This is a genomic window from Pseudomonadota bacterium, from assembly GCA_039196715.1.
GTDB lineage: Bacteria > Pseudomonadota > Gammaproteobacteria > CALCKW01 > CALCKW01 > CALCKW01.
Genome location: JBCCUP010000031.1, coordinates 1 through 22,224, shown reverse-complemented (window position 1 = coordinate 22,224; position 22,224 = coordinate 1). Strand labels below are relative to the sequence as shown.

At 66.6% G+C, this 22,224-nt stretch carries 21 protein-coding genes and 1 tRNA gene; 15 read left to right on the top strand and 7 right to left on the bottom strand.

Annotated features, from left to right (window positions below; translation table 11 throughout):
• Positions 1-89 precede the first annotated feature (89 nt).
• Positions 90-1,142: a proline racemase family protein gene (locus tag AAGA11_12185; protein MEM9603614.1), complete on the top strand. Its 1,053-nt coding sequence runs from the start codon at positions 90-92 to the stop codon at positions 1,140-1,142.
• Positions 1,143-1,154: 12 nt separating this feature from the next.
• Here the strand turns inward: AAGA11_12185 and asnS are convergent, their stop codons facing one another.
• A complete protein-coding gene (gene asnS / locus AAGA11_12180) occupies positions 1,155-2,555 on the bottom strand; it encodes an asparagine--tRNA ligase (GenBank protein MEM9603613.1) in 1,401 nt (466 codons plus the stop codon).
• Positions 2,556-2,716: 161 nt separating this feature from the next.
• Between asnS and AAGA11_12175 the strand changes: the two genes are divergently transcribed.
• From AAGA11_12175 to AAGA11_12160, 4 genes are read left to right on the top strand one after another with little or no spacing between them, the layout of a single operon-like run.
• Complete coding sequence (locus AAGA11_12175; protein MEM9603612.1) at positions 2,717-3,247, top strand: YaeQ family protein; 531 nt, start codon at positions 2,717-2,719, stop codon at positions 3,245-3,247.
• Entirely contained in the window at positions 3,244-4,497 is a 1,254-nt protein-coding gene (locus AAGA11_12170) for a CoA transferase (GenBank protein ID MEM9603611.1), read from the top strand. Before AAGA11_12175 ends, AAGA11_12170 begins: the two co-directional genes overlap by 4 nt.
• Positions 4,494-5,117 (top strand): flavin prenyltransferase UbiX, encoded by a 624-nt coding sequence (locus AAGA11_12165; GenBank protein MEM9603610.1) that lies wholly within the window; start codon positions 4,494-4,496, stop codon positions 5,115-5,117. The genes AAGA11_12170 and AAGA11_12165 overlap by 4 nt, the downstream gene beginning before the upstream one ends.
• Positions 5,107-5,700 carry an LON peptidase substrate-binding domain-containing protein gene (locus tag AAGA11_12160; GenBank protein MEM9603609.1) on the top strand — a complete coding sequence of 198 codons (594 nt, stop codon included), beginning with the start codon at positions 5,107-5,109 and terminating at the stop codon, positions 5,698-5,700. The genes AAGA11_12165 and AAGA11_12160 overlap by 11 nt, the downstream gene beginning before the upstream one ends.
• A gap of 7 nt (positions 5,701-5,707) precedes the next feature.
• Here the strand turns inward: AAGA11_12160 and argA are convergent, their stop codons facing one another.
• Positions 5,708-7,018: an amino-acid N-acetyltransferase gene (gene argA, locus AAGA11_12155; protein MEM9603608.1), complete on the bottom strand. Its 1,311-nt coding sequence runs from the start codon at positions 7,016-7,018 to the stop codon at positions 5,708-5,710.
• 132 nt (positions 7,019-7,150) lie between these two features.
• Between argA and AAGA11_12150 the strand changes: the two genes are divergently transcribed.
• Positions 7,151-9,949, top strand: coding sequence for a trypsin-like peptidase domain-containing protein (locus AAGA11_12150; protein MEM9603607.1), 2,799 nt, complete (start codon positions 7,151-7,153; stop codon positions 9,947-9,949).
• Between the two features lie 37 nt (positions 9,950-9,986).
• Positions 9,987-11,237 carry a UbiH/UbiF/VisC/COQ6 family ubiquinone biosynthesis hydroxylase gene (locus tag AAGA11_12145; GenBank protein MEM9603606.1) on the top strand — a complete coding sequence of 417 codons (1,251 nt, stop codon included), beginning with the start codon at positions 9,987-9,989 and terminating at the stop codon, positions 11,235-11,237.
• A gap of 22 nt (positions 11,238-11,259) precedes the next feature.
• Here the strand turns inward: AAGA11_12145 and pgi are convergent, their stop codons facing one another.
• Both pgi and AAGA11_12135 read right to left on the bottom strand, forming a co-directional pair.
• The gene (gene pgi, locus AAGA11_12140; GenBank protein MEM9603605.1) at positions 11,260-12,900 is read right to left on the bottom strand and encodes a glucose-6-phosphate isomerase; all 1,641 of its coding nucleotides are present in this window, start codon (positions 12,898-12,900) and stop codon (positions 11,260-11,262) included.
• A gap of 60 nt (positions 12,901-12,960) precedes the next feature.
• Positions 12,961-13,548 (bottom strand): nucleoside triphosphate pyrophosphatase, encoded by a 588-nt coding sequence (locus AAGA11_12135; GenBank protein MEM9603604.1) that lies wholly within the window; start codon positions 13,546-13,548, stop codon positions 12,961-12,963.
• A gap of 105 nt (positions 13,549-13,653) precedes the next feature.
• Between AAGA11_12135 and AAGA11_12130 the strand changes: the two genes are divergently transcribed.
• From AAGA11_12130 to AAGA11_12100, 7 genes are all read left to right on the top strand, one after another.
• Positions 13,654-14,196, top strand: a complete 543-nt coding sequence (locus AAGA11_12130) for a YceD family protein (protein ID MEM9603603.1) — start codon at positions 13,654-13,656, stop codon at positions 14,194-14,196.
• Positions 14,197-14,231: 35 nt separating this feature from the next.
• Entirely contained in the window at positions 14,232-14,432 is a 201-nt protein-coding gene (rpmF, locus tag AAGA11_12125) for a 50S ribosomal protein L32 (protein MEM9603602.1), read from the top strand.
• 152 nt (positions 14,433-14,584) lie between these two features.
• Positions 14,585-15,610 carry a phosphate acyltransferase PlsX gene (plsX, locus tag AAGA11_12120; protein MEM9603601.1) on the top strand — a complete coding sequence of 342 codons (1,026 nt, stop codon included), beginning with the start codon at positions 14,585-14,587 and terminating at the stop codon, positions 15,608-15,610.
• Positions 15,607-16,575 (top strand): beta-ketoacyl-ACP synthase III, encoded by a 969-nt coding sequence (locus AAGA11_12115; GenBank protein ID MEM9603600.1) that lies wholly within the window; start codon positions 15,607-15,609, stop codon positions 16,573-16,575. The genes plsX and AAGA11_12115 overlap by 4 nt, the downstream gene beginning before the upstream one ends.
• Positions 16,576-16,583: 8 nt before the next feature.
• On the top strand, positions 16,584-18,461 hold the full coding sequence (gene uvrC, locus AAGA11_12110) for an excinuclease ABC subunit UvrC (GenBank protein MEM9603599.1): 1,878 nt from the start codon (positions 16,584-16,586) through the stop codon (positions 18,459-18,461).
• Positions 18,462-18,483: 22 nt separating this feature from the next.
• Complete coding sequence (pgsA, locus tag AAGA11_12105; GenBank protein MEM9603598.1) at positions 18,484-19,029, top strand: CDP-diacylglycerol--glycerol-3-phosphate 3-phosphatidyltransferase; 546 nt, start codon at positions 18,484-18,486, stop codon at positions 19,027-19,029.
• Positions 19,030-19,069: 40 nt separating this feature from the next.
• Positions 19,070-19,145 (top strand) — tRNA-Gly (locus AAGA11_12100).
• A 107-nt stretch (positions 19,146-19,252) separates the two neighbouring features.
• Here AAGA11_12100 and AAGA11_12095 read toward each other — a convergent pair.
• From AAGA11_12095 to AAGA11_12085, 3 genes are all read right to left on the bottom strand, one after another.
• The gene (locus AAGA11_12095) at positions 19,253-19,621 is read right to left on the bottom strand and encodes a hypothetical protein (GenBank protein ID MEM9603597.1); all 369 of its coding nucleotides are present in this window, start codon (positions 19,619-19,621) and stop codon (positions 19,253-19,255) included.
• 1,182 nt (positions 19,622-20,803) lie between these two features.
• Entirely contained in the window at positions 20,804-21,124 is a 321-nt protein-coding gene (locus AAGA11_12090) for a tyrosine-type recombinase/integrase (protein ID MEM9603596.1), read from the bottom strand.
• Between the two features lie 78 nt (positions 21,125-21,202).
• Positions 21,203-21,436 carry a hypothetical protein gene (locus AAGA11_12085; GenBank protein MEM9603595.1) on the bottom strand — a complete coding sequence of 78 codons (234 nt, stop codon included), beginning with the start codon at positions 21,434-21,436 and terminating at the stop codon, positions 21,203-21,205.
• 229 nt (positions 21,437-21,665) lie between these two features.
• On the opposite strand from AAGA11_12085, the gene AAGA11_12080 reads away from it, so the two are divergent.
• Complete coding sequence (locus AAGA11_12080; protein ID MEM9603594.1) at positions 21,666-22,217, top strand: hypothetical protein; 552 nt, start codon at positions 21,666-21,668, stop codon at positions 22,215-22,217.
• The last annotated feature ends 7 nt before the right edge of the window (positions 22,218-22,224 follow it).

Below are 22,224 nucleotides of genomic sequence, written 5' to 3'. Positions count from 1 at the left end.
GGCGTCCGCCTGGATGGTGTGCCCCAGGGGGCGGCTGGCGTAGTTCGCCTGCGTTACCATCACACGCCCAGAGTGTCGGAGGCTGGAAGGTGCAGTCGAGCAGAATGATCACGGCGGTGGAGGCCCACGCGGAAGGGGAAGGCGGTCGGGTGATCACCGGCGGTGTACCGCACCTCCCCGGCGCCACCGTGTTCGAGAAGAGGCAGTTCTTCGAGGCACACCACGACACCCTCCGAACGTTGATGCTGCAGGAGCCGCGGGGCAACCCGGCGCTGTGTTGCAATGCGCTGGTGCCGCCGTGCCACCCTCGGGCCGACGCGGGTTTCATCATCATGGAGCAGACCGAGTACCCGCCGATGTCCGGCAGTAACACCATGTGCGTGGTGACGACGCTGCTCGAGACCGGCATCCTGCCCATGGCCGAACCGACGACCGACCTGGTGCTCGAAGCACCGGCCGGGCTGATCGAGGTCCGCGCCCACTGTGAACGCGGGAAGGTCACACGAGTGAGTTTTCTCAATGTGCCGGCCTTCGCGGTGCACCTGGATGTGCCGCTCGAGGTGCCGGACCTTGGCACGGTGACCGTCGACATCGCCTGGGGCGGCATGTTCTTCGTAATCGCCTCTGCGGCCCAATTCGACCTCGACCCGGTGGCCGAGAACGGCAGCGACACCGTGCGCCTCGGCGAGGCCTTGCGACGTGCGGCGGCCGACCAGTACCCCGTTGTCCACCCGGAGAACCCGGCGATCCAGGTCCCGACAATCTCGCAATTGACAGCGCCACCGCTGGCCGGCGACACCGACGGTCGCGGGGCCGTCGTGCTGTCCACAGGCGGGGCGCGCGGTCGGCAGGGCGGTTTGACCGGCGCGCTTGACCGCTCGCCCTGCGGCACCGGCACCTGCGCGAAACTGGCGGTGTTGCACGCCAAGGGGCTGATCGACGTCGGCGTCGACTACGTCAACGCCGGGCCGCTGGGTACCCGTTTCACCGGGCGCATCGAATCGCTTACCCGGGTCGGTCCGCACCCGGCGATCGTGCCGCGGCTGTCTGGCACGGCGTGGATATCGGGTGTGTCGCAGTACCTGCTCGACCCGACCGACCCCTTTCCGTCCGGCTTCACCGTCGGCGACATCTGGGCCTGAGCGCGCGCGCAGTCAGAATGGGGCGCTGCGCGGCGTCCGCGGGTAAGGTATGGCGTCGCGGACGTTGGACAGGCCTGTTGCGTAGACCACAAGACGCTCGAATCCGAGGCCGAAACCCGCGTGCGGCACACTGCCGTAGCGGCGCAGGTCGCGGTACCAATCCAGGTGCGTCTTGTCGACACCGATCGCATCCATGCGCGCGTCGAGCACGTCGAGCCGTTCTTCCCGCTGCGAGCCCCCGATGATCTCGCCGATGCCGGGGGCGAGCAGGTCCATGGCGGCAACGGTCCTGTCGTCGTCGTTCAACCGCATGTAGAAGGCCTTGATGTCCTTCGGGTAGTCTTGCACGACGACGGGGCCTTTCACGTGTTGCTCGCACAGCCAGCGCTCGTGTTCGCTGGCGAGGTCGATACCCCAGCTGACCGGGAACTCGAAAGACTCGCCGGAGTTTTGCAGGATTGACACCGCTTCCGTGTAGCCCATGCGCGTGACCGGGGTATCGACGAAATGCCGCAGCCGCGCGAGGCAGGTCTTGTCCACACGCTGGTTGAAGAAGGCGAGGTCGTCCTCGCGCTCGTCGAGCAGCACGCCGATGGCGTGCTTGACCAGGTCGTCGGCCAACGCCGCGAGGTCGTCGAGGTCGGCGAAGGCGATTTCCGGTTCGATCATCCAGAACTCCGCCAGGTGCCGACTGGTGTTGGAGTTCTCGGCCCGGAAGGTCGGCCCGAAGGTGTAGACCTTGTCGAGTGCGAGGCAGTAGGCCTCGACGTTCAGTTGGCCCGAGACCGTGAGGTAGGCATCGCGCCCGAAGAAATCCTTGCTGGTGTCGACCGCGCCGCTCTCCGTGCGCGGCAGGTTGGCGAGGTCCAGCGAGCTCACCCGGAACATCTCGCCCGCGCCCTCGGCGTCGCCTGTGGTGATGATCGGCGTGTGCACCCAAAGGAAGCCGTTGTCGGCGAAGTAGCGGTGGATCGCCTGGGCGAGGGTGTGGCGCACCCGGGCGACGGCGCCGAAGGTGTTGGTGCGCGGCCGCAGGTGGGCGACCTCGCGCAGGTACTCCATGCTGTGCGCTTTGGGCTGAACCGGGTAGGTGTCCGGGTTGTCCACCCAGCCCACCACCTCGACCGCGCTGGCATTCAGTTCGATTGACTGACCCTTGCCCTCGCTCTGCACGACTTCCCCGGTGGCGATCACACTGCAGCCGCTGGTCACGCGGCTGATGTCGCTCGCGTAGTTGGACAACTCGGCGCGCGCCACGACCTGGAATGCATCGAAGCAGGAGCCGTCGTGTACCTGAATGAACGACAGGCCGGCCTTGGAATCACGCCGCGTGCGCACCCAGCCGCGCACGGTGACGACGTGACCGACGTCGGTTGAACTCAGGTCTGCGATGCGGCGCACGGGTGCTGTCATGGTGTCGATTTCCTCGTGGATCGCGTCATTGTAGGCGACCGTGCGATCAACCCGGAACGACACCGGCGGCATCGGTGCAAATGTGGGTCACGCGCCGGTCTTGCCCGCCGCACCCACTGGGTCTCGGTATACTGCCGAGCGACTCAGCAGGTGGACTGACCGTGGCCCTCAAATCGACCGTGCACAAGTTTCGTGTGTCGCTGAACGACCTCAACCGCGGACTCTACGAGTCGCCTGAGTTGACCGTTGCCCTGCACCCGTCGGAGACCGTCGAGCGCATGGTGGTGCGCGTGCTGGCGTGGTGCCTCAACGCCCAACCTGGCCTTGCGTTCTGCAAGGGCCTCTCCGACGTCGACGAACCGGACCTCTGGGTGCGGGCGCTCGACGACTCCGTGACGCTCTGGATCGAGGCGGGCGAGCCCTCGGCAGACCGTGTCAAGCGGGCGAGCCGGCTCGCCGGCGCCGTGCACGTCTACAGCTTCAATGCCAAGGCAGCCACCTGGTGGCAAGCCGAACAGCGTGCGTTCGAGCGGCTGAACTGCAGCGTGTTCGGTTTTGCGTGGGACGCGGTGGCGTCGCTCGCAGCCTGCGTTGAACGGACCAACGATTGGTCTGTCACAGTCAGCGAGCAGTCGATTTTCGTCTCGACCGCGCAAGGTGACACCGCTTTGGACGTCGTTCAGCTGGCATGACCGAGACCCCTGTAGCCCAGGACACCGACACCCGGCACCCCGTCGGCGCAACGGCGAGACCACTCGACGGCGTGCGCGTGCTCGAACTCGGCCAGCTCATTGCCGGCCCGTTCTGTGCGAGTGTGCTCGGGTGGTTCGGCGCCGAGGTCATCAAGGTCGAACCGCCCGGGTCGGGCGACCCGCTGCGCAACTGGCGGGAGCTGGACGAGACCGGAACCTCCTGGTGGTGGTACAGCCTGGCGCGCAACAAACGCTCGGTCGCGATCGATCTGCGCACCGACGCGGGCCGCTCGCTGGTCGGTGAACTGATCGAAACCGTGGACGTCGTGGTCGAGAATTTTCGGCCCGGCACCCTCGAGAAATGGGGTATCGGCCCCGATCGCTACCGCGACACCCACCCCCACATCGTCTTCACCCGTGTGTCCGGGTACGGTCAGGACGGGCCCTACGCGTCGCGGCCTGGCTTTGCGTCGGCCTGCGAGGCGATGGGGGGCATGCGGTACGTCAACGGGCACCCCGGTGCGGCCCCGGTGCGCGCCAACCTCAGCATGGGCGACACGCTCGCGGGCCTGCACGCCGTGATCGGCACCCTGCTGGCCTTGCTGCAGCGCGCCCGCCCGGGCGGGCGCGGGCAGGTTGTCGACGCCTCCATCCTCGAGTCGGCCTGGAACATGCTCGAAGGGGTGGTACCGGAGTTCAGCGGTGCCGGGGTGGTGCGCGAGCCGAGCGGCACCACCGTGACCGGGATCGTGCCCACCAACACCTACCGCTGCGCCGACGGTGCGTTCATCGTCATCGGCGGGAACAACAACAGCATCTACAAACGCCTCATGCACACCGCCGAGCGAGATGACCTCGCCGAACACCCCGAGATGCAGGACAACGCTGGCCGCGTGCAACACCAGCGCGCAATCGACGCGGCGATACAGGCCTGGACATCGACTCTCGACAGCGGCGACGCGCTCGACGCACTGCGCACGGCCGAGGTGCCGAGTGCGCCGATCTACGCGGTATCCGACATGGCCGGCGACGCGCACTTTCGCGCGCGCGGGTTGTTCGAGGCGCTGCCCTTGCCGAATCACCCCGGCTTCGAGGTGCCGGCGCTGCACCCGCGACTCGCGGACACGCCAGGGCAAACGCACACCCCGGGGCCGGCGCTCGGCGCCGACACCGAGGCTGTGCTGTCCGCCGTGCCCGGCATGACCGCTGACCGCCTCGCGGACTTGCGCGACGACGGGGTGATCGCATGAACGGCGAACGCCGTCGCATCGCACTGGCGGTCACCGGGGCCTCGGGCGTGCAGTACAGCTTCCGGCTGTTGCAGTGCCTGCTGGCGGCCGACATCCGGGTGCACCTGATGGTGTCCAAGCCTGCCCAGATCGTGATCGGCATGGACACCGATATCCGTCTGCCCTCGCGTGCCGCCGAGATGCGCGCGGTGTTGCTCGAGCTCTACGGGGGCGACGCCGGGGAACTCGATGTCTACGGGCAGGACCAGTGGACTGCGCCGGTCGCGAGCGGCTCGGGCGCGCCCCACGCGATGGTCGTGTGTCCGTGCACCACCGGCAGCCTGGCCGCCTTCGCGGCCGGCACCTGCAACAACCTGATCGAGCGCGCGGTCGATGTTGTGTTGAAGGAAGGGCGAAAACTGATTGTCATGCCCCGTGAGATGCCTTTCAACGCCATCCACCTCGAGAACATGCTGCGCCTGAACCGGGCCGGCGCGGTCATCATGCCGCCGAACCCGGCCTTTTATAACCGCCCGACCACCCTCGACGAGATGATCGACTTCGTTGTCGCGCGGGTGCTCGACCAACTCGACGTGCCGCAAACGCTGGCGCCGCGCTGGGGACTGGACGATGGAGACTGAGATCCACCACGAGGTGCCGCTTTTCATGCTCGGCACCGTGCTCTTCCCGGACGGCGACCTGCCGCTGCGGGTGTTCGAACCGCGCTACACCGACATGGTCGCCAACGCGATGCGCAGCGGAAACCGCTTCGCCATCGCCGCCATTGCCGAGGGGCAGGAAGTCGGCGAGGCGGCGGTGCCGAGCAGTGTGGTCACCGAGGTCGATATCGTCGATTTCGAGCCGGGCGATGCCGGTTCACTGCGCATCGTGGTGCGTGGCTTGCGCAAGTTGCGTGTCGAGCACAGCCGGGTGCAGGCGGACAAGCTCGTGCTCGGCACCGTCAGTGCGTTGCCGGCCGAGCCCGAAGTCGGCGTACCGGCGGCCCACGCCGACACCGTGGCGCTGCTGCGCGCGGTGCTCGAGAAAACCCAGGAGTGGCCGACCGGCCCACACGCCTGGCGTGATGACGCGGCCTGGATCGGTGGGCGCCTGGTCGAGCGCTTGCCGATCGACCTCGCCGGCAAACAGCAGCTGCTCGAGATGAGCGACCCGCTGGCGCGCCTCGGTGTGCTCGCCGAGGTCACCGCGTTGATGCAAGCCTGACGCGGGTTCAGAGCGTCTTGATCAGCACCTTGCTGTTGCGACTCGGGCTGTAGCGGGCCTGCACGGTCGGGGGCAGCTGGTCGGTTTCGCCCGGCTGGAAACCGCGCTCCAGAAACCAGTCCGCCGTCTGCGTGGTCAACACGAACAACGCGTTCAACCCCCGGTTGCGGGCCGCGGTCTCGCAATAGGTCAGCAGCTTCGCGGCCCGGCCGCCGTTGCGGTAGTCGGGGTGCGTGGCCAGGCAGCAGAACTCGCCGAGTCCGCAGGCGTGCGGCAGCAGCGCGGCACAGGCCACCAGCAAACCGTCGCGCTCGACCACTGCAAAGTGACCGATATCCAGCTCGAACTGTTCAACCGCCCGTGCCACCAGGCTGCCGTCCGACACCAGCGGTGCCGTCAAGGCCACCAGGCCCGCCACGTCGTCCGCCGCGGCGGCGCGCAAGCCTTCGTAGTTGTCAGCCGAGACCATCGCACCGGCGCCGTCGCGGGTGAGCAGCTCGGTCGGCAACGCACCGTCGCGGTCGGCGTCCAGCAGGTAGGCACGCGTGACCCCGCGCCGGCACGCGGTGGCGGCGCTGCGCAACGCGAGCGCGCTGGCCGCGTCGCCGTGGCCCTCGCACCAGCGGTCGGCAGTGGCCGGTGTCAGGTCGCGCTGGCCGGCATCGAGCACCGGTTGCACCACGCTGTGGCGCGCGAGGAAGATCAATTTGTCGGCGCGCAGCGCGATCGCAATCTCGGTGGCAAGCTCCTCATGGCGCAGGTTGTAGAGCTCGCCGCTCGGCGCCCAGCCGACCGGTGATTGCAGCACCAGTGCGCCACCGTCGAGCTGCGCGCGCAGGTGCGTGGTGTCGACACGTCGCACGACGCCGGTGCATCCGTGGTCGACGCCGTCGTGGATGCCGTAGGGTCGTGCGGTGACGGCGTTGCAGGTTGCGACCTGCACGCGTTTGCCGTCGAACGGCGACGCCAGGGCGCTGGCTGACAAGCGGGCCTCAATGCTCAAGCGCTCGCTGCCGGCCACCGACTGGACACAGGGCATGTCGTGCGCGGGCGTGATGCGGATGCCCTTGTGGAAGTGCGATGGACTGTTGGTGGCCGCCAGTGCGCGGTCGAGTGGGTCACGGATACCGTGCACGAGCACGATGCGTGCGCCGAGCGAAGCGAGTCGGGTACAGTCGCCGAGCAGTGCGCGGTTGGCCTCGTCGCTGTCGCCCGGCGTCCAGGCCAGCACGAACGTCGCCCCGCGCAGCGCCTGAAGGTAGGGGGCGGCTTCACGGAACCAGTTGAGGTTGGCGGCGTCTGTGGCGTCAGGCGGCACGGTGTGGCGTCCAGTTTCAGTGGCAGTACGGGAATTGCATGCGCTGTACCAGCACCCTGCCGATCGAACAGTATAACCGGGCTGCAGCTGACGGCGATTGCCGTGGTGTGGCCACCAACCAGGAGCCGCCGCGTGCGCCGTTTGAGCTTTGTCCCCCTGTTGTGTCTGTGTGTACTCGCGTTTCCGCACGCAACGCGTGCCGACAGCGCCGCGCGTTGGTCCGACACCGTGAGCCAGGTTGCGGATTCTGTCGTCTCGATCTCGCTCTCTCGGCAACGCGCCTTCGACGATGACGCCCAGGGCGGCACCTCGGCGACCGGGTTCGTCGTCGACGCCGAGCGCGGCATCCTGTTGACCAACCGCCACGTGATCGGCGCGGGTCCGGTGCGCGCCTTTGCGACCTTCCAGAACATGGAGGAAGTCGAACTGGTGCCGCTCTACCGCGACCCGGTGCACGACTACGGCTTCTTTCGTTACGATCCGGCGGCCTTGCAGTACAACACGCCCCGCAGCCTTGCGTTGCGGCCCGAGGGGGCCCGCCGGGGCCTGGACATCCGCGTGATCGGTTCCGACGGCGGTGAGCAGCTCTCGATCCTCGCCGGCACCATCGCACGGCTCGATCGGGCGGCGCCGCGCTACGGCCGGTACGGTTTCAGCGACTTCAACACCTTCTACTACCAGGCGGCGTCCGGCACCTCGGGTGGCTCGAGCGGCTCGCCGGTGGTCGACATCGACGGCAACGTGGTGGCCTTGAACGCGGGCGCCAATTCGAACACCGCGAGCAGTTTCTTTCTGCCGCTGTGGCGGATCCGCGAGGCGCTCAACCGACTTCAGGCCGACCTCGACGTGCCCCGCGGCGGGCTGCAGACGGTGTTTCGGCACGAGGCCTTCCGCACCGTGGCGCGCCTCGGCGTGCCCACCGCCGAGGCAGCGCGCGCGCGCGAGGCCAGCGATGACAACACCGGCATGTTGGTGGTCGAGCAGGTCTTCCCCGACGGCGTCGCCGACGGGGCGCTGGTCGCCGGAGACGTGCTGGTCGAGATCGCCGGGCAACCGATCTACCGGTTTGCGAGCCTCGACCAGGCCCTTGACGACACCGTCGGCGAACAGGTGTCGGTGACGGTCTACCGCCAGGGTGAACGCATCGAATCGCGCATCGCCGTCGCAGATCTGCACGCCGCAATCCCGGACCGGCTCGTGGAATTCGGCGGTGCGGTGCTGCATGACATGACCCTGCACCAGGCGCGGACGATGAACCTGCCGCGCCGCGGCGTGGCGCTGGTGGCCACGCGCTTCATGTTCCAGCGCTCGAACATGCCGGTGGGCGCGGTGATCACCCACGTCAACGAGAAGCCGATCGCCACCGTCGACGACCTCATCCCGATGCTCGGCGCAGCGCGCGACGGCGAACGCTGGATCGTGCGGTTTGTCGTGCCGCGGCGCGAGTACACCAGCGAGCTGACCACGGTCACCGTCGACCGCGAGTGGCACCGTGAGTCGGTGTGCGAGCGTCGGGACGGCGAGCGCGACTGGGCCTGCCAGCCGATCCCGGCGTCCAAGGGCGACGCGGTCGACGTGGTGGGGAACGCAGACCCGGTGCCCTTCGACGACCCGTTGCTGGCGCAGTTCGGCAACCTGCTCGTGCGGGTGGACTTCGATTCACCGCACCTGATCTCCAATGCCTACGCCAGCAACTTCCGCGGCACCGGGCTGATCGTGTCGCCAGAGGAAGGCCTGGTGCTGATTGACCGTAACACCGTCACGGTCTCGCTCGGCGAGGCCTGGGTCACGGTCTTCGGCAGCATCCGCGTGCCGGCCGAGGTCGTCTACCTGCACCCGGTGCACAATGTGGCCTTGCTGCGGGTCGACCCGGCGCGCCTGCCGATGGACCGCCTGGCCGCACCGCAGCTCAGTGCCGAGCCTGCAATCAACGGGGCGGCGTCGCAGTTCATCGGTTTCGGCCTCGGCGGCGAGGTCATCTCGCGCGGTGTCGGCACGCCGACCGAGCGCACGCTGGTCTTCAACCGCTCGAGCCTGCCGCGTTTCACCCAGACCGTGTTCGACGGCTACGACTTGCAAAACCCGCCGCCGAGCCTCGGTGGCGTGCTGGTCACGCCGGACGCCGTGGTGCACGCCTTCTGGACCAGCTTTGCCTTTCAGGAGGGCCGTGAGGTGGCCGAGGGCGAGTGGGGCTTTCCCGCGGACCTGGTGCTGGAGACCCTCGAGAACTACCGCAACGGTGACCCCTACTACGCGATTGACGTCGACTGGCGCTACCTGCCGCTCAGTGACGCCCGCGAACTCGGCCTGAGCGACGCCCAGCTCGGCGACCTCGCACGGCTGAATCCGCGCTTCCCGCGCGCCCTGTACGTGCGCCAGGTCTACAACGGCGACACACCCTCACCGCTGCAGGTGGGCGATGTGCTGTTGTCGGTTGACGGGCGGGCGGTTAACACCTTGCGCGCGCTCGAGCGCGCCAGCCAGCGCGAGCGCGTGGATCTGCGCGTGGTGCGGGCCGGTGTCGAAATGACGCTGACGTACACGCCCACACCGCTCGACGGCACCGGGGCCACGCACCGGGTGAGCTGGAACGGACTCTCGGTGCAGAACCCTTCGCGCGAAGTGCGTGCGCGCACGGTCGGTCGCGCCGATGGCGTCTATGTCAGTCACGTCGAGAGCGGATCGCCGCCGCTCGCGGAGGGCCTGTACCGCAACCGCTTCATCACCGCGATCAACAACCAGCCGATCCACACATTGGCCGACTTCAAGGCGATTCTGGCGGACGTCGAGGCGGGCGACACGGTGCGTTTCTCCTTCCGTGGCCTGAACGGCCGGCGTGGCCTGGTCGCCATGGTCAGCGACCCGGGGTTCTGGCCGCGCTACGAACTGCAGCGTGACGACACCGGTCGGTGGCGTCGGCACAGCTGGTAGACTGATCGTTTCCGTGTCGCCACAGAGCCCACCGCCCGTGACCTCGCAGCCGTCTCCGTTCGAGCACGACACCGACGTGGTGGTCGTCGGCGCCGGCATGGTCGGCGCGACCTGCGCCACCGCGCTGTTGCAGGCGGGGTTCTCCTGCGTGCTGGTCGAGCGCACACCGCCCGTGCCCATGGACCTCACCGTGCCGCCCGGTATCCGCGTCAGTGCGCTGAACCGCGCGAGCGAGCGGGTGCTGCGGCATATCGGCGCCTGGGACCACATCGCAACCCACCGCGCGGCGCCGTTTCGGCGCATGGCGGTCTGGGAAGACGACGACGGCGCAGAGACCGTGTTCGACGCGGCCGAAGTCGCCGAGCCCCACCTCGGCCACATCGTTGAAAACAACCTGATTCAAGAGGCGGCACTGGCGGCCTACGACCGCGCGGGCGGGGTCTTGCTGTGCCCGGCAGCGGTCGCGCGCTTCGACCGCGACGGGTCTTACACGCACGTCACGCTCGACGACGGCACGCGCGTGCGCACCCGGGTGCTGGTGGCGGCGGACGGGGCCCGATCGACGCTGCGCGGGCTCGCGGGCATCGACGCGCCCGGCGCGACCTACGATCAGCACGCGCTGGTCGCCACCGTGGCGACCACGCTGGGCCAACAGGACATCACCTGGCAGCGCTTTCAGCCGAGCGGTCCCGAGGCCATGCTGCCGCTGACCGGCAACCGCGCATCCCTGGTGTGGTACCACAGCCCGGCGCGCGTGGCCGAGTTGCGGGCGCTGGACGAGGCGGACTTCATTGACGTGTTGCTCGACACCTTTCCGGCGCGGCTGGGCGGTGTCGAGGCGGTCATCGAGCGCAGCAGTTTCCCGCTCACTCGGGCGCACGCCGAGCGCTACGTGCAGGCCGGGTTCGCGCTCATCGGCGACGCGGCGCACAGCGTGCACCCGCTCGCTGGTCAGGGCGTGAACCTCGGTTTCATGGACGCCGCGGCGCTGGTCGACGTGCTCGTCGACGCGCGGGCGCAGCACCGCGACATCGGCGCCGAGCGGGTGTTGCGGCGCTACCAGCGCTGGCGGCGCGGTGAGAACACGTTGATGTCGGAGGTGTTGCACGGCTTTCAGCGTGGCTTCGAGAGCCGTGCACCCGGTGTGGTGCTGGCCCGTCGGCTGTTGCTGAGCTCGGGCGCCCGGGTGCACCCGGCGCGCCACCTCGCGTGCCGCTACGCGATGGGGCTGGCCGGCGACCTGCCAACGCGTGCCCGCGCCGACGACCGCACGCCCGCAAGCGCCTAGCGGCCCGTTCGGGTCGCCGCGCTCAGGCCTGCGACTGCGCGGCGAGCAGGGTGCGCAGGCGAATCAGGCCGGCAGTCGAGCCGTCGACCCCGTCCGGCGCGGACTCACCCGTGACCATGGGCAGGCGGGCGTTGGCCAAGGCCTTGCCCAGCTCCACGCCCCACTGGTCGTAGGAGTTGATACCCCAGATGCACCCCTCGACGAACACGCGGTGCTCGTACAGCGCGATCAGCATGCCGAGGTGGTGTGGATCGAGCTGCGGGTACATCAGCGTGGTTGACGGCCGGTTGCCGGCAAACACGCGGTGGGGGGCGAGCGTGGCGATGGCCTCGGCATCGAGCCCGGCGCGCTGCAATTCCGCAGTGACCTCGTCCAGGCCACGGCCGCGCATCAAGGCCTCGGACTGGGCGAAACAGTTGGCCACCAGCAGGGCGTGGTGGTGCTGCAGGTCGGCCTCGTGGCCGCGCGCCGCGACCAGGAACTCCGCCGGGATCACTGTCGTGCCCTGGTGGATCAGCTGGTAGAAGGCGTGCTGGCCGTTGGTGCCGGGTTCTCCCCAGACAATCGGCCCGGTGTCGCGGCTCAGCGCCTCGCCCGCGAGCGAAACGGACTTGCCGTTGGACTCCATGTCGAGCTGTTGCAGGTAGGCCGTGAAGCGCGCGAGGCGCTGGTCGTAGGGCAGCACCGCCCGGCTCGCGTGGCCCTCGACATTGCGGTTCCAGACGCCGACCAGGGCGAGCCAGACCGGCAGGTTCTCGGCCAGTGGCGCGGTGCGAAAGTGCGTGTCGAGCGTGTGGGCACCCTGCAGAAAGTCGCGAAAGGCCGCCTCGCCGATCGCGAGCATGACCGGCAGGCCGATCGCCGACCAGACCGAGTAGCGGCCGCCAACCCAGTCCCAGAAGCCGAACACCCGCTCGGACTGGATACCGAATGCGGCGACCTTGTCGAGCGCGGTCGACACGGCGGCGAAGTGGGCGCCTACCGCGTCCTCGCCGAGCGCGTCGGCAATCCAGCGGCGGGCCGACGCCGCGTTGGTCATGGTCTCGATCGTCGTGAAGGTCTTCGAGGCGACGATCACCAGGGTGGTCGCCGGGTCGAGTCCGGCGAGCGTGTCGTGCAGGTGGGCGCCGTCGACGTTCGACACGTAGTGCGTGCGTGGACCGTCGTGCCAGGGCGCGAGCGCCGCGGTCACCATCGCGGGCCCGAGGTCCGAGCCACCGATGCCGATGTTGACCACGTCGGTGATGGCGGCCCCCGTTGCGCCGCGCGCTGTGCCGTCGCGCACGGCGGCGCTGAACGCGGCCATCGCGTCCAGCACGGCGTGCACCGACGCCACGGCATCGCGCGGTACGGCGGAGTCCGACCCGCCCACCGGTTCGCGCAGCGCGACGTGCAGCACCGCGCGGTTTTCAGTGCTGTTGATCGGGTCCCCGCGAAACAGCGCATCGCGCCGTTCGGTGACGCCGCGCTCGACCGCCAGAGCGAGCAGCGCGGACCAGGCGTCGGTGTCGATCCGGTTCTTCGAGATGTCCAGCAGCAGGCCGTCGAGGCGCTGCGAGAAGCGGTCGAATCGGGTGGCATCGGCCTCGAACAGTGCACTCAGGGTGGTGCGTCGGAGGCGCTCACCGTGGGCGGCGAGGGGGTGCCAGGCGTTCTGCGTCATAGGGGTGTGTCCGGTGTGATGGGCAATGTCGCTGTGGTCGCAGTGGGGTCTGCCGGAAGCTCAGGGCACCTCGACGCCCGCTTGGGCGAGCAGTGCCACCAACCGCATTAAAGGTAGGCCAATCAGCGCCGTCGGGTCCCGGCCCTCGAAGCGTTCGAACAGCGCAATGCCGAGGCCCTCGGATTTGAAACTGCCGGCGCAGTCGAAGGGCTTCTCTTTCCAAAGGTAGCGCTCGATCTGGCGGGCATCGAGCGGGCGAAAGACCACCGCGAACGGCTCCACCACCGTCTGGTGGTCACCGCTGCGCGCGTCAAGCAGGCAGAGCCCGGTGTGGAAGGTCACGCGCCGGCCTGACAGGCTCTGCAGCTGCTGCGTCGCGCGTTCGAAATTGCCGGGCTTGCCGAGGAGGTTGCCGTCGCACTCGGCGATCTGGTCGGAGCCGATGATCAGCGCGTCAGCGTGCTCGGCGGCGACGCTGGCGGCCTTGGTGCTGGCGAGCCGGTGGACGAGTTCCGCCGCGCTTTCGTCGGGCAGCGGGCGCTCGTCACAGTGCGGTGCCGCAGTGCGAAAGGGCAGCGCGAGCCGGCCGAGCAGGTCTGCGCGGTAGCGCGAGGTGGAGGCGAGGTAGAGCGGGGCGGCGGTGTTCACACGGAGCGGTTCCAGGGCGGATTTCGGAGCGGGCGGTCGACGCCAGCGACGCGCAGAGCCGGGTTTTGACTTGCTTCGGCCATGACAGTAAACTTGACCGGTTATATGACTCAGTCTATCCCAGACAGCTTCAACGTCGCGGCCCTCGCGCGCGCGCGGGCGTCCTTCGAGGGCGTGGTGTCGACCGACAGGGTACCGCGCTTTGAGGCGCTGCTGGACGACGGGCCTGCGGACGTGCAGGTCGCCTTGCGGTTTGCGTTCTCGCCGCTCGGCCCCGCCCAGGTGACGGGGCACTTGAGCGCGACCGTGCCGCAAAGCTGTCAGCGTTGCCTGCAGCCGACGTCGGTCGAGGTGCAGCAGGGGTTCCGCTTTGCGTTGCTCGAGAGCGAGGCCGAGGCGAACAAATTGCCGGACGACGCCGACTGGTTGCGGATGGACGAAAACGGGCGTGTCGATCTCCCGCAACTGATCGAAGACGAATTGATACTGAGCTTGCCGCAGTACCCGGCGCACCCGGAAGGCGCGTGCGAGGGTGACATCGCCGCCGTGCTGGACGGTTTGGCGGGTGACGGCAAGGACGAGCAGACGCGCCGACCGTTCAGCGGCCTCGACGCGTTGCTCAAGGCAAACACGCCGCCGGGTGAGTGACCCGACGGCACACCTAAACAGGAGCTTGATGTCTCATGGCAGTTCAACAGAATCGCAAGTCCCGCTCTCGCCGCGGCATGCGCCGGGCGCACGACAGCCTCGGTGGACCGACGCTGTCGGTCGACGCCACCACCGGCGAAACCCACCTGCGTCACCACGTGACGGCGGAAGGCTACTACCGCGGCAAGCAGGTCATCGACAGCGCTGAAGACGTCGAGGACGACGACGACGAGTGAGCCCCGCTCACCGTACAGCGATCGACGAATTGGCGCGCGGGGCGTGATCAACACGCGACCCCAGCGCGCGACACGGCCACTGCTATGCTTGTCAGCCAGTGCGACCGATTCAACGGCGCCCCACGTGGGCGCCGTTCCCGTGTGAGAGAGGCGTGGATACAGATTCCCGGCTGGTCATAGATGCCATGGGCGGTGACGGCGGTGTCAACGTCGTCGCCGAGGCCGCCGTGGCCGCGCTCGATCGCCACCCGCGACTCCAGCTCTGCCTCACCGGTGACCGCGACGCGGTGACCCGGGCGCTCGGCGCGCAGGCGTCGCACGGCCGCGTGCGCATCGTCCACACCACCCAGACCGTGGCCATGGATGAAGCGCCTGCGCTGGCGCTGCGCGGCAAGAAAGACTCCTCCATGCGCGTCGCCTTGAACCAGGTCAAGGACGGTGAGGCGGACGCTTGCGTCAGCGCCGGCAACACCGGCGCACTGATGGCCACCGCGCGGTTCGTGCTCAAGACCCTGCCCGGCATCGATCGACCGGCGCTCTGCACGAGCCTGCCGGCGGCTGGCGGCCACACTCACATGCTCGACCTCGGCGCCAACCTCGGCTTCGACGCCGACAACCTGTTTCAGCTCGCGGTCATGGGCGCCGAGCTGGTGTCGGCCGTCGACGCCATCGATGCGCCACGTGTCGGCCTGCTCAACGTCGGTTCCGAGGAGCTCAAGGGCCTGGAGGCCGTGCGCGAAGCGGGCCGCATGCTCGCGGCAAGCGACCTCAACTACATTGGATTCGTAGAGGGCAACGACATCTTCAGCGAGCGCGTGGACGTCATCGTCTGTGACGGGTTCACCGGCAACGTCGCGCTGAAGACCGCCGAGGGCGCGGCGCGGTTTGTCGTCTCGACCGTCAAGCGGGTGTTCGGCAGCAGCTGGTACGGCCGGTTGGCGGGCGCGGTGGCGCTGCCGCTGCTGCGTGCCGTGTCGCGTGAGATCGACCCGGACCGGCACAACGGCGCTAGCCTGCTCGGGATTAATGGTATCGTGATCAAGAGCCACGGCGGTGCCAACGCACGCGCGTTTGGTCGCGCGATTGACCTCGCCGTGCTCGAGGCGGCGAACAAGGTGCCGGACAAAATTCACCAGCGACTGGCCGTGCGTCAGCAGGCGAGAACAGGCACAGCATGATCAACGCGCGGATCTGCGGTACGGGCAGCTATTTGCCGGAGCGGGTGCTCAGCAACGACGAGCTCGCGACGCGTGTCGACACTTCCGACGAGTGGATCCGCGAGCGCTCCGGCATTGCGCAGCGGCACATTGCGGCCGACGACGAGACCACCCTCGACCTCGCCGAACACGCGAGCCGTGCGGCACTCGAGGCGGCGGGGCGACGGGCCGAAGACATCGACCTCATCGTCCTCGCCACGACCACGCCCGACCAGATTTTCCCGAGCACCGCGTGCCTGTTGCAACACCGGCTCGGCAACGTCGGCGCGGCCGCTTTCGATGTGCAAGCCGTGTGCAGCGGCTTCGTGTACGCGCTGGCGGTCGCTGACAACTTCATCAAGGCGGGGGCGGCGCGCTGCGCGCTGGTGATCGGCGCCGAGACCTTCTCGCGCATCCTGAACTGGGAAGACCGCAGCACCTGCGTGCTGTTCGGCGACGGGGCGGGTGCGGTGGTGCTCGAAGCCTCGGACGAGCAGGGCGTGATGTCCACGCACCTGCACGCCGACGGCGCACACGCCACCGCACTGCACGTGCCGGCCGGGGTGTCGCAGGGCTACGAGGCGGTCCAGCAGGGCCGTGCCTTTGTCGAGATGCGCGGCAACGAAGTCTTCCGCATGGCGGTCACCAAAATGGGGGACGTGGTCGAAGAGGCGCTCGCCGCCAACAACCTCGACCGCACCGAGCTCGACTGGCTGATCCCGCACCAGGCCAACATCCGGATCATCAAGGCAACCGCGCGCAAGCTGCAGATGGGCATGGACAAGGTGGTGGTCACCGTCGATCGCCACGGCAACACCTCGGCCGCCTCGATCCCGCTCGCGCTCGACGAGGCCGTACGCACCGGCAAGCTCACGCGCGGCCAGCTCTTCCTGATCGAAGCCTTTGGCGGCGGGTTCACCTGGGGCGCCGCGCTGATTCGCTACTGAGTGGCCGTGTGAACACCGAGCACGACACCGACGCCACCGAGCCCGAACCGGAGTCCGGCACATCGCCGCCGGAGGCCTTCGACAGCCGCGCCTTCCTGCGCACCGTGACCACGCGGCCGGGCGTCTACCGCATGCTCGACGCCGACGGTGACATCATCTACGTCGGCAAGGCCGGCAACCTGCGTGCGCGCCTGTCGAGTTATTTCAACAAGGTGGTCGACAGCATCAAGACCGCGCGCCTGGTGGCCAAGATCGCCGGTGTGGACGTCACGGTGACCCGCACAGCCGCCGAGGCCCTGGTGCTGGAAAACCAGCTCATCAAGCAGCACCGGCCGCGCTACAACGTGCTCATGCGGGACGACAAGAGCTACCCGTACGTGTACATCAGCACCGAGGACACCTACCCGCGCGTGAGCTACCACCGCGGTGCGCGCAAGAAACCGGGCGAGTTCTTCGGTCCGTACCCGCACAGCCGTGCGGTGCGCAAGACCCTGAGCTTCGTGCAGAAGCTCTTCCAGGTGCGCCAGTGCGAAGACAGTTATTTCAAGAACCGCAGCCGGCCGTGCCTGCAGCACCAGATCAAGCGCTGTCGCGCGCCGTGTGTTGGGCTGGTGTCCGAGGCCGACTACCGCGCTGACGTCGAGCTGACCGTGCGCGTGCTCAACGGCCAGAACCAGGCGGTGCTCGACGAGTTGGTGGTCGACATGAACCGCGCGGCCGAGGCCCAGGACTACGAGCGCGCCGCGGTGTTGCGTGACCGGATCACCGACCTCAAACACATCACCGACCAGCAGTTCGTCGAGGGCAAGGCGGGCAACGTCGACGTGATTGCGTGTGCGACAGACCGGGGGCAGGCCTGCATACAGCTCTTCTCGATCCGCAACGGGCTCAACCTCGGCAACACCGCGTTCTTCCCACGGATGCCGGCCGACGCGACGGCCGAGGAGGCGCTCTACCGTTTCGTGGTGCAGAACTACCTTGACCACGGGGCGCCGCCGCAACTTATCCTCAGCCACCGCGTGGCCGAGGTGGACGTGTTGGCGACGGTGCTGAGCGAACAGGCCGGACACAAGGTCGGCATCAGTGATGCCGTGCGCGGTGAGCGGGCGCGGTGGCTCGACATGGCGCGCAACAACGCCGAGCTCGCGCTCGCCCAGCACCTCTCCTCGCGCGCGGGGCAGCTCGAGCGTTTCGAGGCGCTGACACGGACACTCGGTCTCGACAGCGTGCCCGAGCGCATCGAGTGTTTCGACATCAGCCACACGCAGGGCGAGGCCACAGTGGGCTCCTGTGTGGTCTTCGACCGCGAGGGGCCGGCACGGCGTGCCTACCGCCGCTTTGACGTCAAGGGCGTCACCGCCGGAGATGACTACGCTGCCATGCACCAGGTACTGACACGGCGGTATACTCGCCTGCTCGACGAAAACAAGTCGCTGCCGGACCTGGTGTTGATCGACGGCGGCAAAGGGCAACTCGGGGTCGCGGAGGCCGTTTTTGACTCACTCGGATTGCAGAGCGTTGCCCTGGTCGCGGTCAGCAAGGGCGCAGCACGCCGCCCCGGTGACGAAGTGCTGATCCTGAGTTACCGCAACGGCGAGACGATGCAGCTCGCCTCGGACTCGGCTGCGCTGCACCTGATCCAGCACGTGCGCGATGAATCGCACCGGCACGCCATCGCCGGCCACCGTGGCAAGCGTGGGCGGGCGCGTCGCCGGTCGGTGCTCGAGGACATCAAGGGCCTGGGTGCAAAACGCCGACAGGCCCTGTTGACGTATTTCGGTGGCATTCAGGCCTTGCAGCGCGCGAGCGTCGAGGAAATCGCGCGGGTGCCCGGCATCAGTCGCACCCTGGGCCAGGGTGTGTACGATTATTTTCACGACAAATAGCGCTCGGAGAAGCGCCGCTGTTATGCCTCAGAACCTGCCAACGCTGCTGACCTTGATGCGCATCGTGCTCTTGCCGGTGCTGGTTGCGGTCTTCTACACACCGGTCGAGTGGGCCCGGCCCGCGGCCGCGGCGCTCTTCATCATCGGCGGCATCACGGACTGGCTCGACGGTTACCTTGCGCGCAAGTGGCAACAGGAGTCGCGCTTCGGTGCCTTTCTCGACCCGGTGGCGGACAAGCTCATGGTCATGACCGCACTGGTGCTGGTGGTCGAGGCCGCCGCGAGCTGGGTGATCACGGTGCCCGCGATCGTCATCGTCGGTCGGGAGATCACCATCTCCGCGTTGCGCGAGTGGATGGCCGAGATTGGCCAACGTGCCAGTGTTGCGGTGTCTATCTGGGGCAAGCTCAAGACCACCTGCCAGATTGTCGCGCTGGTGGTGCTGCTCTACGAGTCGCCGCTGTTCGGCGTCGACCTCTGGCCGCTCGGCGTCGTGCTGCTCTACGTGGCCGCGATCCTCACCATCTGGAGCATGATCCAGTACATTCAGGCGGCGATCCGGAGTTGACGGACCGGGGGTTTGCTGCCATTATCCTCGGCTTGGTGCGGCGGGAATAGCTCAGTTGGTAGAGCACAACCTTGCCAAGGTTGGGGTCGCGAGTTCGAGTCTCGTTTCCCGCTCCAAGATTTCTTACTGAATAACAGCGACTTACGGGTGACCGGGTCGCTGTTTTTCGTTGTAGCGAAGACACTGAGTAGACAAACATCTCGCCGGTCTGTGTCTACGCAGATCACGGCCTCTTGAGGTCTTGAAGCTGAAGATCGTCCCTGACACTCTGATAGTGTTCATCCTGTAGGGCACCAGGCGTGTTCAGGTAGATATCTGTCATCCGCCCATCGCTGTGCGCCATCAGCTCGCGCACGTAGTCCTTCGAGAAGCCGGCTTGGCGGTACGGTCGTGACCCGAATCCACGGATCTCGTGAAAGGTTGGCGGCTTGCCGCCGACGGCGAGGCCGCAGGTGTCTCGGACCTTGGAAAACCCTTTGGCGAGGTAGCCGGGGACCACAGAGAATGGATGCGATTTGTTGTTCAAGTGCTGCGGGCGCTGGATATCGGGGCGACGGCGGACCCAGTAGGGACAGGCGATGCCGTCGCTCAAGCTTTGGCTGAGTTGGGTGTCGAAACGCGAGCTCGGGTCACAGGTTGTCACACACCAGCACGTTGTGACGTCACAGGCAGAGGCCAACGGAGTAACACCAGCCGCGATCCTCATCGGGTCCCTTGCGTTGTTCGATGCAAGCGAACGGCTGGCACAGCCGGTGTGGATAGGCCGATGGATCGAAGGGTCTGTGCTTCATCCCTCCGGAAGCCAGAGCAGTGCAGACTCCGATTCGAGTGATTCGATGTCGCGGTTTGCCACAGGTGCGCCCAAGCGTGAGCACGTCGCGTGAGCAGCGGCCCGCTGACCCAGGCCGCAGTCGACAGGATCAACGGCGATGCTCGCGAGGCGAAGGAATCACGCAAGCGGGATTCAAGGGACTGCACGCTTGGCGTTGGTGAGGACGTGGAGGTGAACGGCGCGCTGTTCGAGGTTGCGGCCATTGAGGGTGATCGTGTCCACGTAATTGTTCACGCACCAGCGTCGAACGCTGATGCTGACGTATTGCCTCGACCCGAATGTCCTCACCATGGTCGCTGTAACTTGCATTCCACTCACCGCAGGCCAGGTGGGCGCATTCGGCGGTACTGGGAGTGTGTCGAACCTGATTGCGCTTTCAAGACCAGCACCACCGACGATGAGTCAGTGAAGTACGCGGCTGTTAGTCATGGCCGCCCCACAGGCGTGTACAACCAGCAGCCGCCAGACATCGACACAGCGCAGGACATGCAGCCATGGAGACTGGCGCACTCGACAGAGCGTTAGAGCTTGTCGCTCGAATCAGCTCGGTTTCAGACCGAGTGTCAGTCATGCAGGCGCTGGAGCGATTGCCAGACAGCCCGGTGCTGCTACTGCGTGTGGCGGTATGTCGAGACCAAGTGTCACGGGTAAAGCTCGAGGCCGCACTGGTTGTCGAGATGTTCAAACACCATCGACGGCATACAGCCACCTGGAACCCAAACAAATACCCCGCGCTGCCAACCGCATGCGCGACCGTAGTGGTACGCGAGTTTCTGGACAACCGGCAATACGGCCGACCAACCGTTGCGCGCGCGTTGCAGCGCCCGTCGATGGACACTCGGCACTTCGATCAACAAGCCAAACCGATGTTGATCTCGATGCGGACTGTGCTCCGGTCGTGGATGGCGTGTGCACGTCGAGCCCTGAAAAGGGCGTAGCGATCTAGGCTGCCCGGCGAGCCTGCCCCCGGCGGCCATTGCGCCCTTGGGCTGCCTTTCGCTGAGCGTCGAACAGTGAGTTTCCGAACTGACCAAACTGCGCGGCACACTCGTCGATTTCCGCCTGAGTGATTCCAAGGTACGCGCGCGTTGTGGCTGTGCTGCGGTGTCCGAGCCATGCTGCAATAACCTCGATATCAATGCCAGCTTTGTAGGCGAGGTACGCGGCCGTCTTTCGGGGCGTGTGTGTCCCGATGGTGGTCTCGATGCCGGCGTCAGTCGCGCTCTTTCGCCAGGCGTTGTAGATGGCCTGCCTGGAGTACATCGTCTCCACTCGCTCTGACCGGCCACGATAGGGTGAGGGGAACAGCAGCACCTGTCCCGGTTGTCGATCATCGAACAACTACTTGACGATGTCCGCAGTTCGCTTGTGACTCAGCGGCCGGACGATCGCGCCAGTCTTCTTATGCTTGATCTTCACGCGCATGGCGCCGGTGTAGAAGCCCTGCTGGTTGAAGTCGGTGAACTTCAGCTTGAGAGTGTCGCTGATTCGTTGTGCGAATCCGTACGCCAAGCACCAGATCTGCCAGTGGGTGAGCCCGCACCGCGCCAGCACCGCATTCTCGAACGTGATCACCTCAGCCTCTGATCGCAGTGGGTCGACGTATTCCAAGGCCCTTTTTACTCCCTTCGACAAACCGAAAACGGAACTGTAAACATCAAATTTATTCTGTTCGCGTGAACCCGCAAACCGCATATATAATGCTGTTAGCGCACATCGTGCTGTTGACAGAATATCAAAACGACAACAGCAAAACGTACAAAACGTAGGTTCGGCGCGAGTTCAGCGACACGAGGTCAGTAAGGTGAGTACAGTTTGGTCAGATGAGCCTGGTTTTCCAGGTAGGCTGGGAGATAAGTGGGCCGGGGTTGGAGAACAAGAGCCCTACATCATTCCGCCACAGATCATCGGTAGCACCCAAGCCTTTATCCGTTTTAACAAGGGTGGTATGGATGAGTGGGAATACTACACCGCGCTCAGAGACTCCCATTCCAAATTTGAGGAGCTGATTGATCACTACGGAAAGTGCATTCACTGGGCGAATTCTATAGAGGACCCGATCTTCAAAGCGCATGCAATTCGCGTGTTCGAGGAATTTCCGCACTTGCTGAGCGCAAGCACTTTAACGGTAAGACTATTTAAAAGAATTGTACTTGGCGAAATATCTGTATTGACAACAAGGTTTAAGCAGAAGGCTCATCAAAAATCACTTGGAGAAAGGATAGAGAAGACAGAGCGACGTATGGGTTCTACCCCGCCATCTCGGACACTTCAGAAAAGAGCCATAGTGGCCGCTAGGAGTGTTTATGAAGACAAGACGACAATACAGTGCCGAGTTCAAGCGCGAAGCGGTTGAACTGACT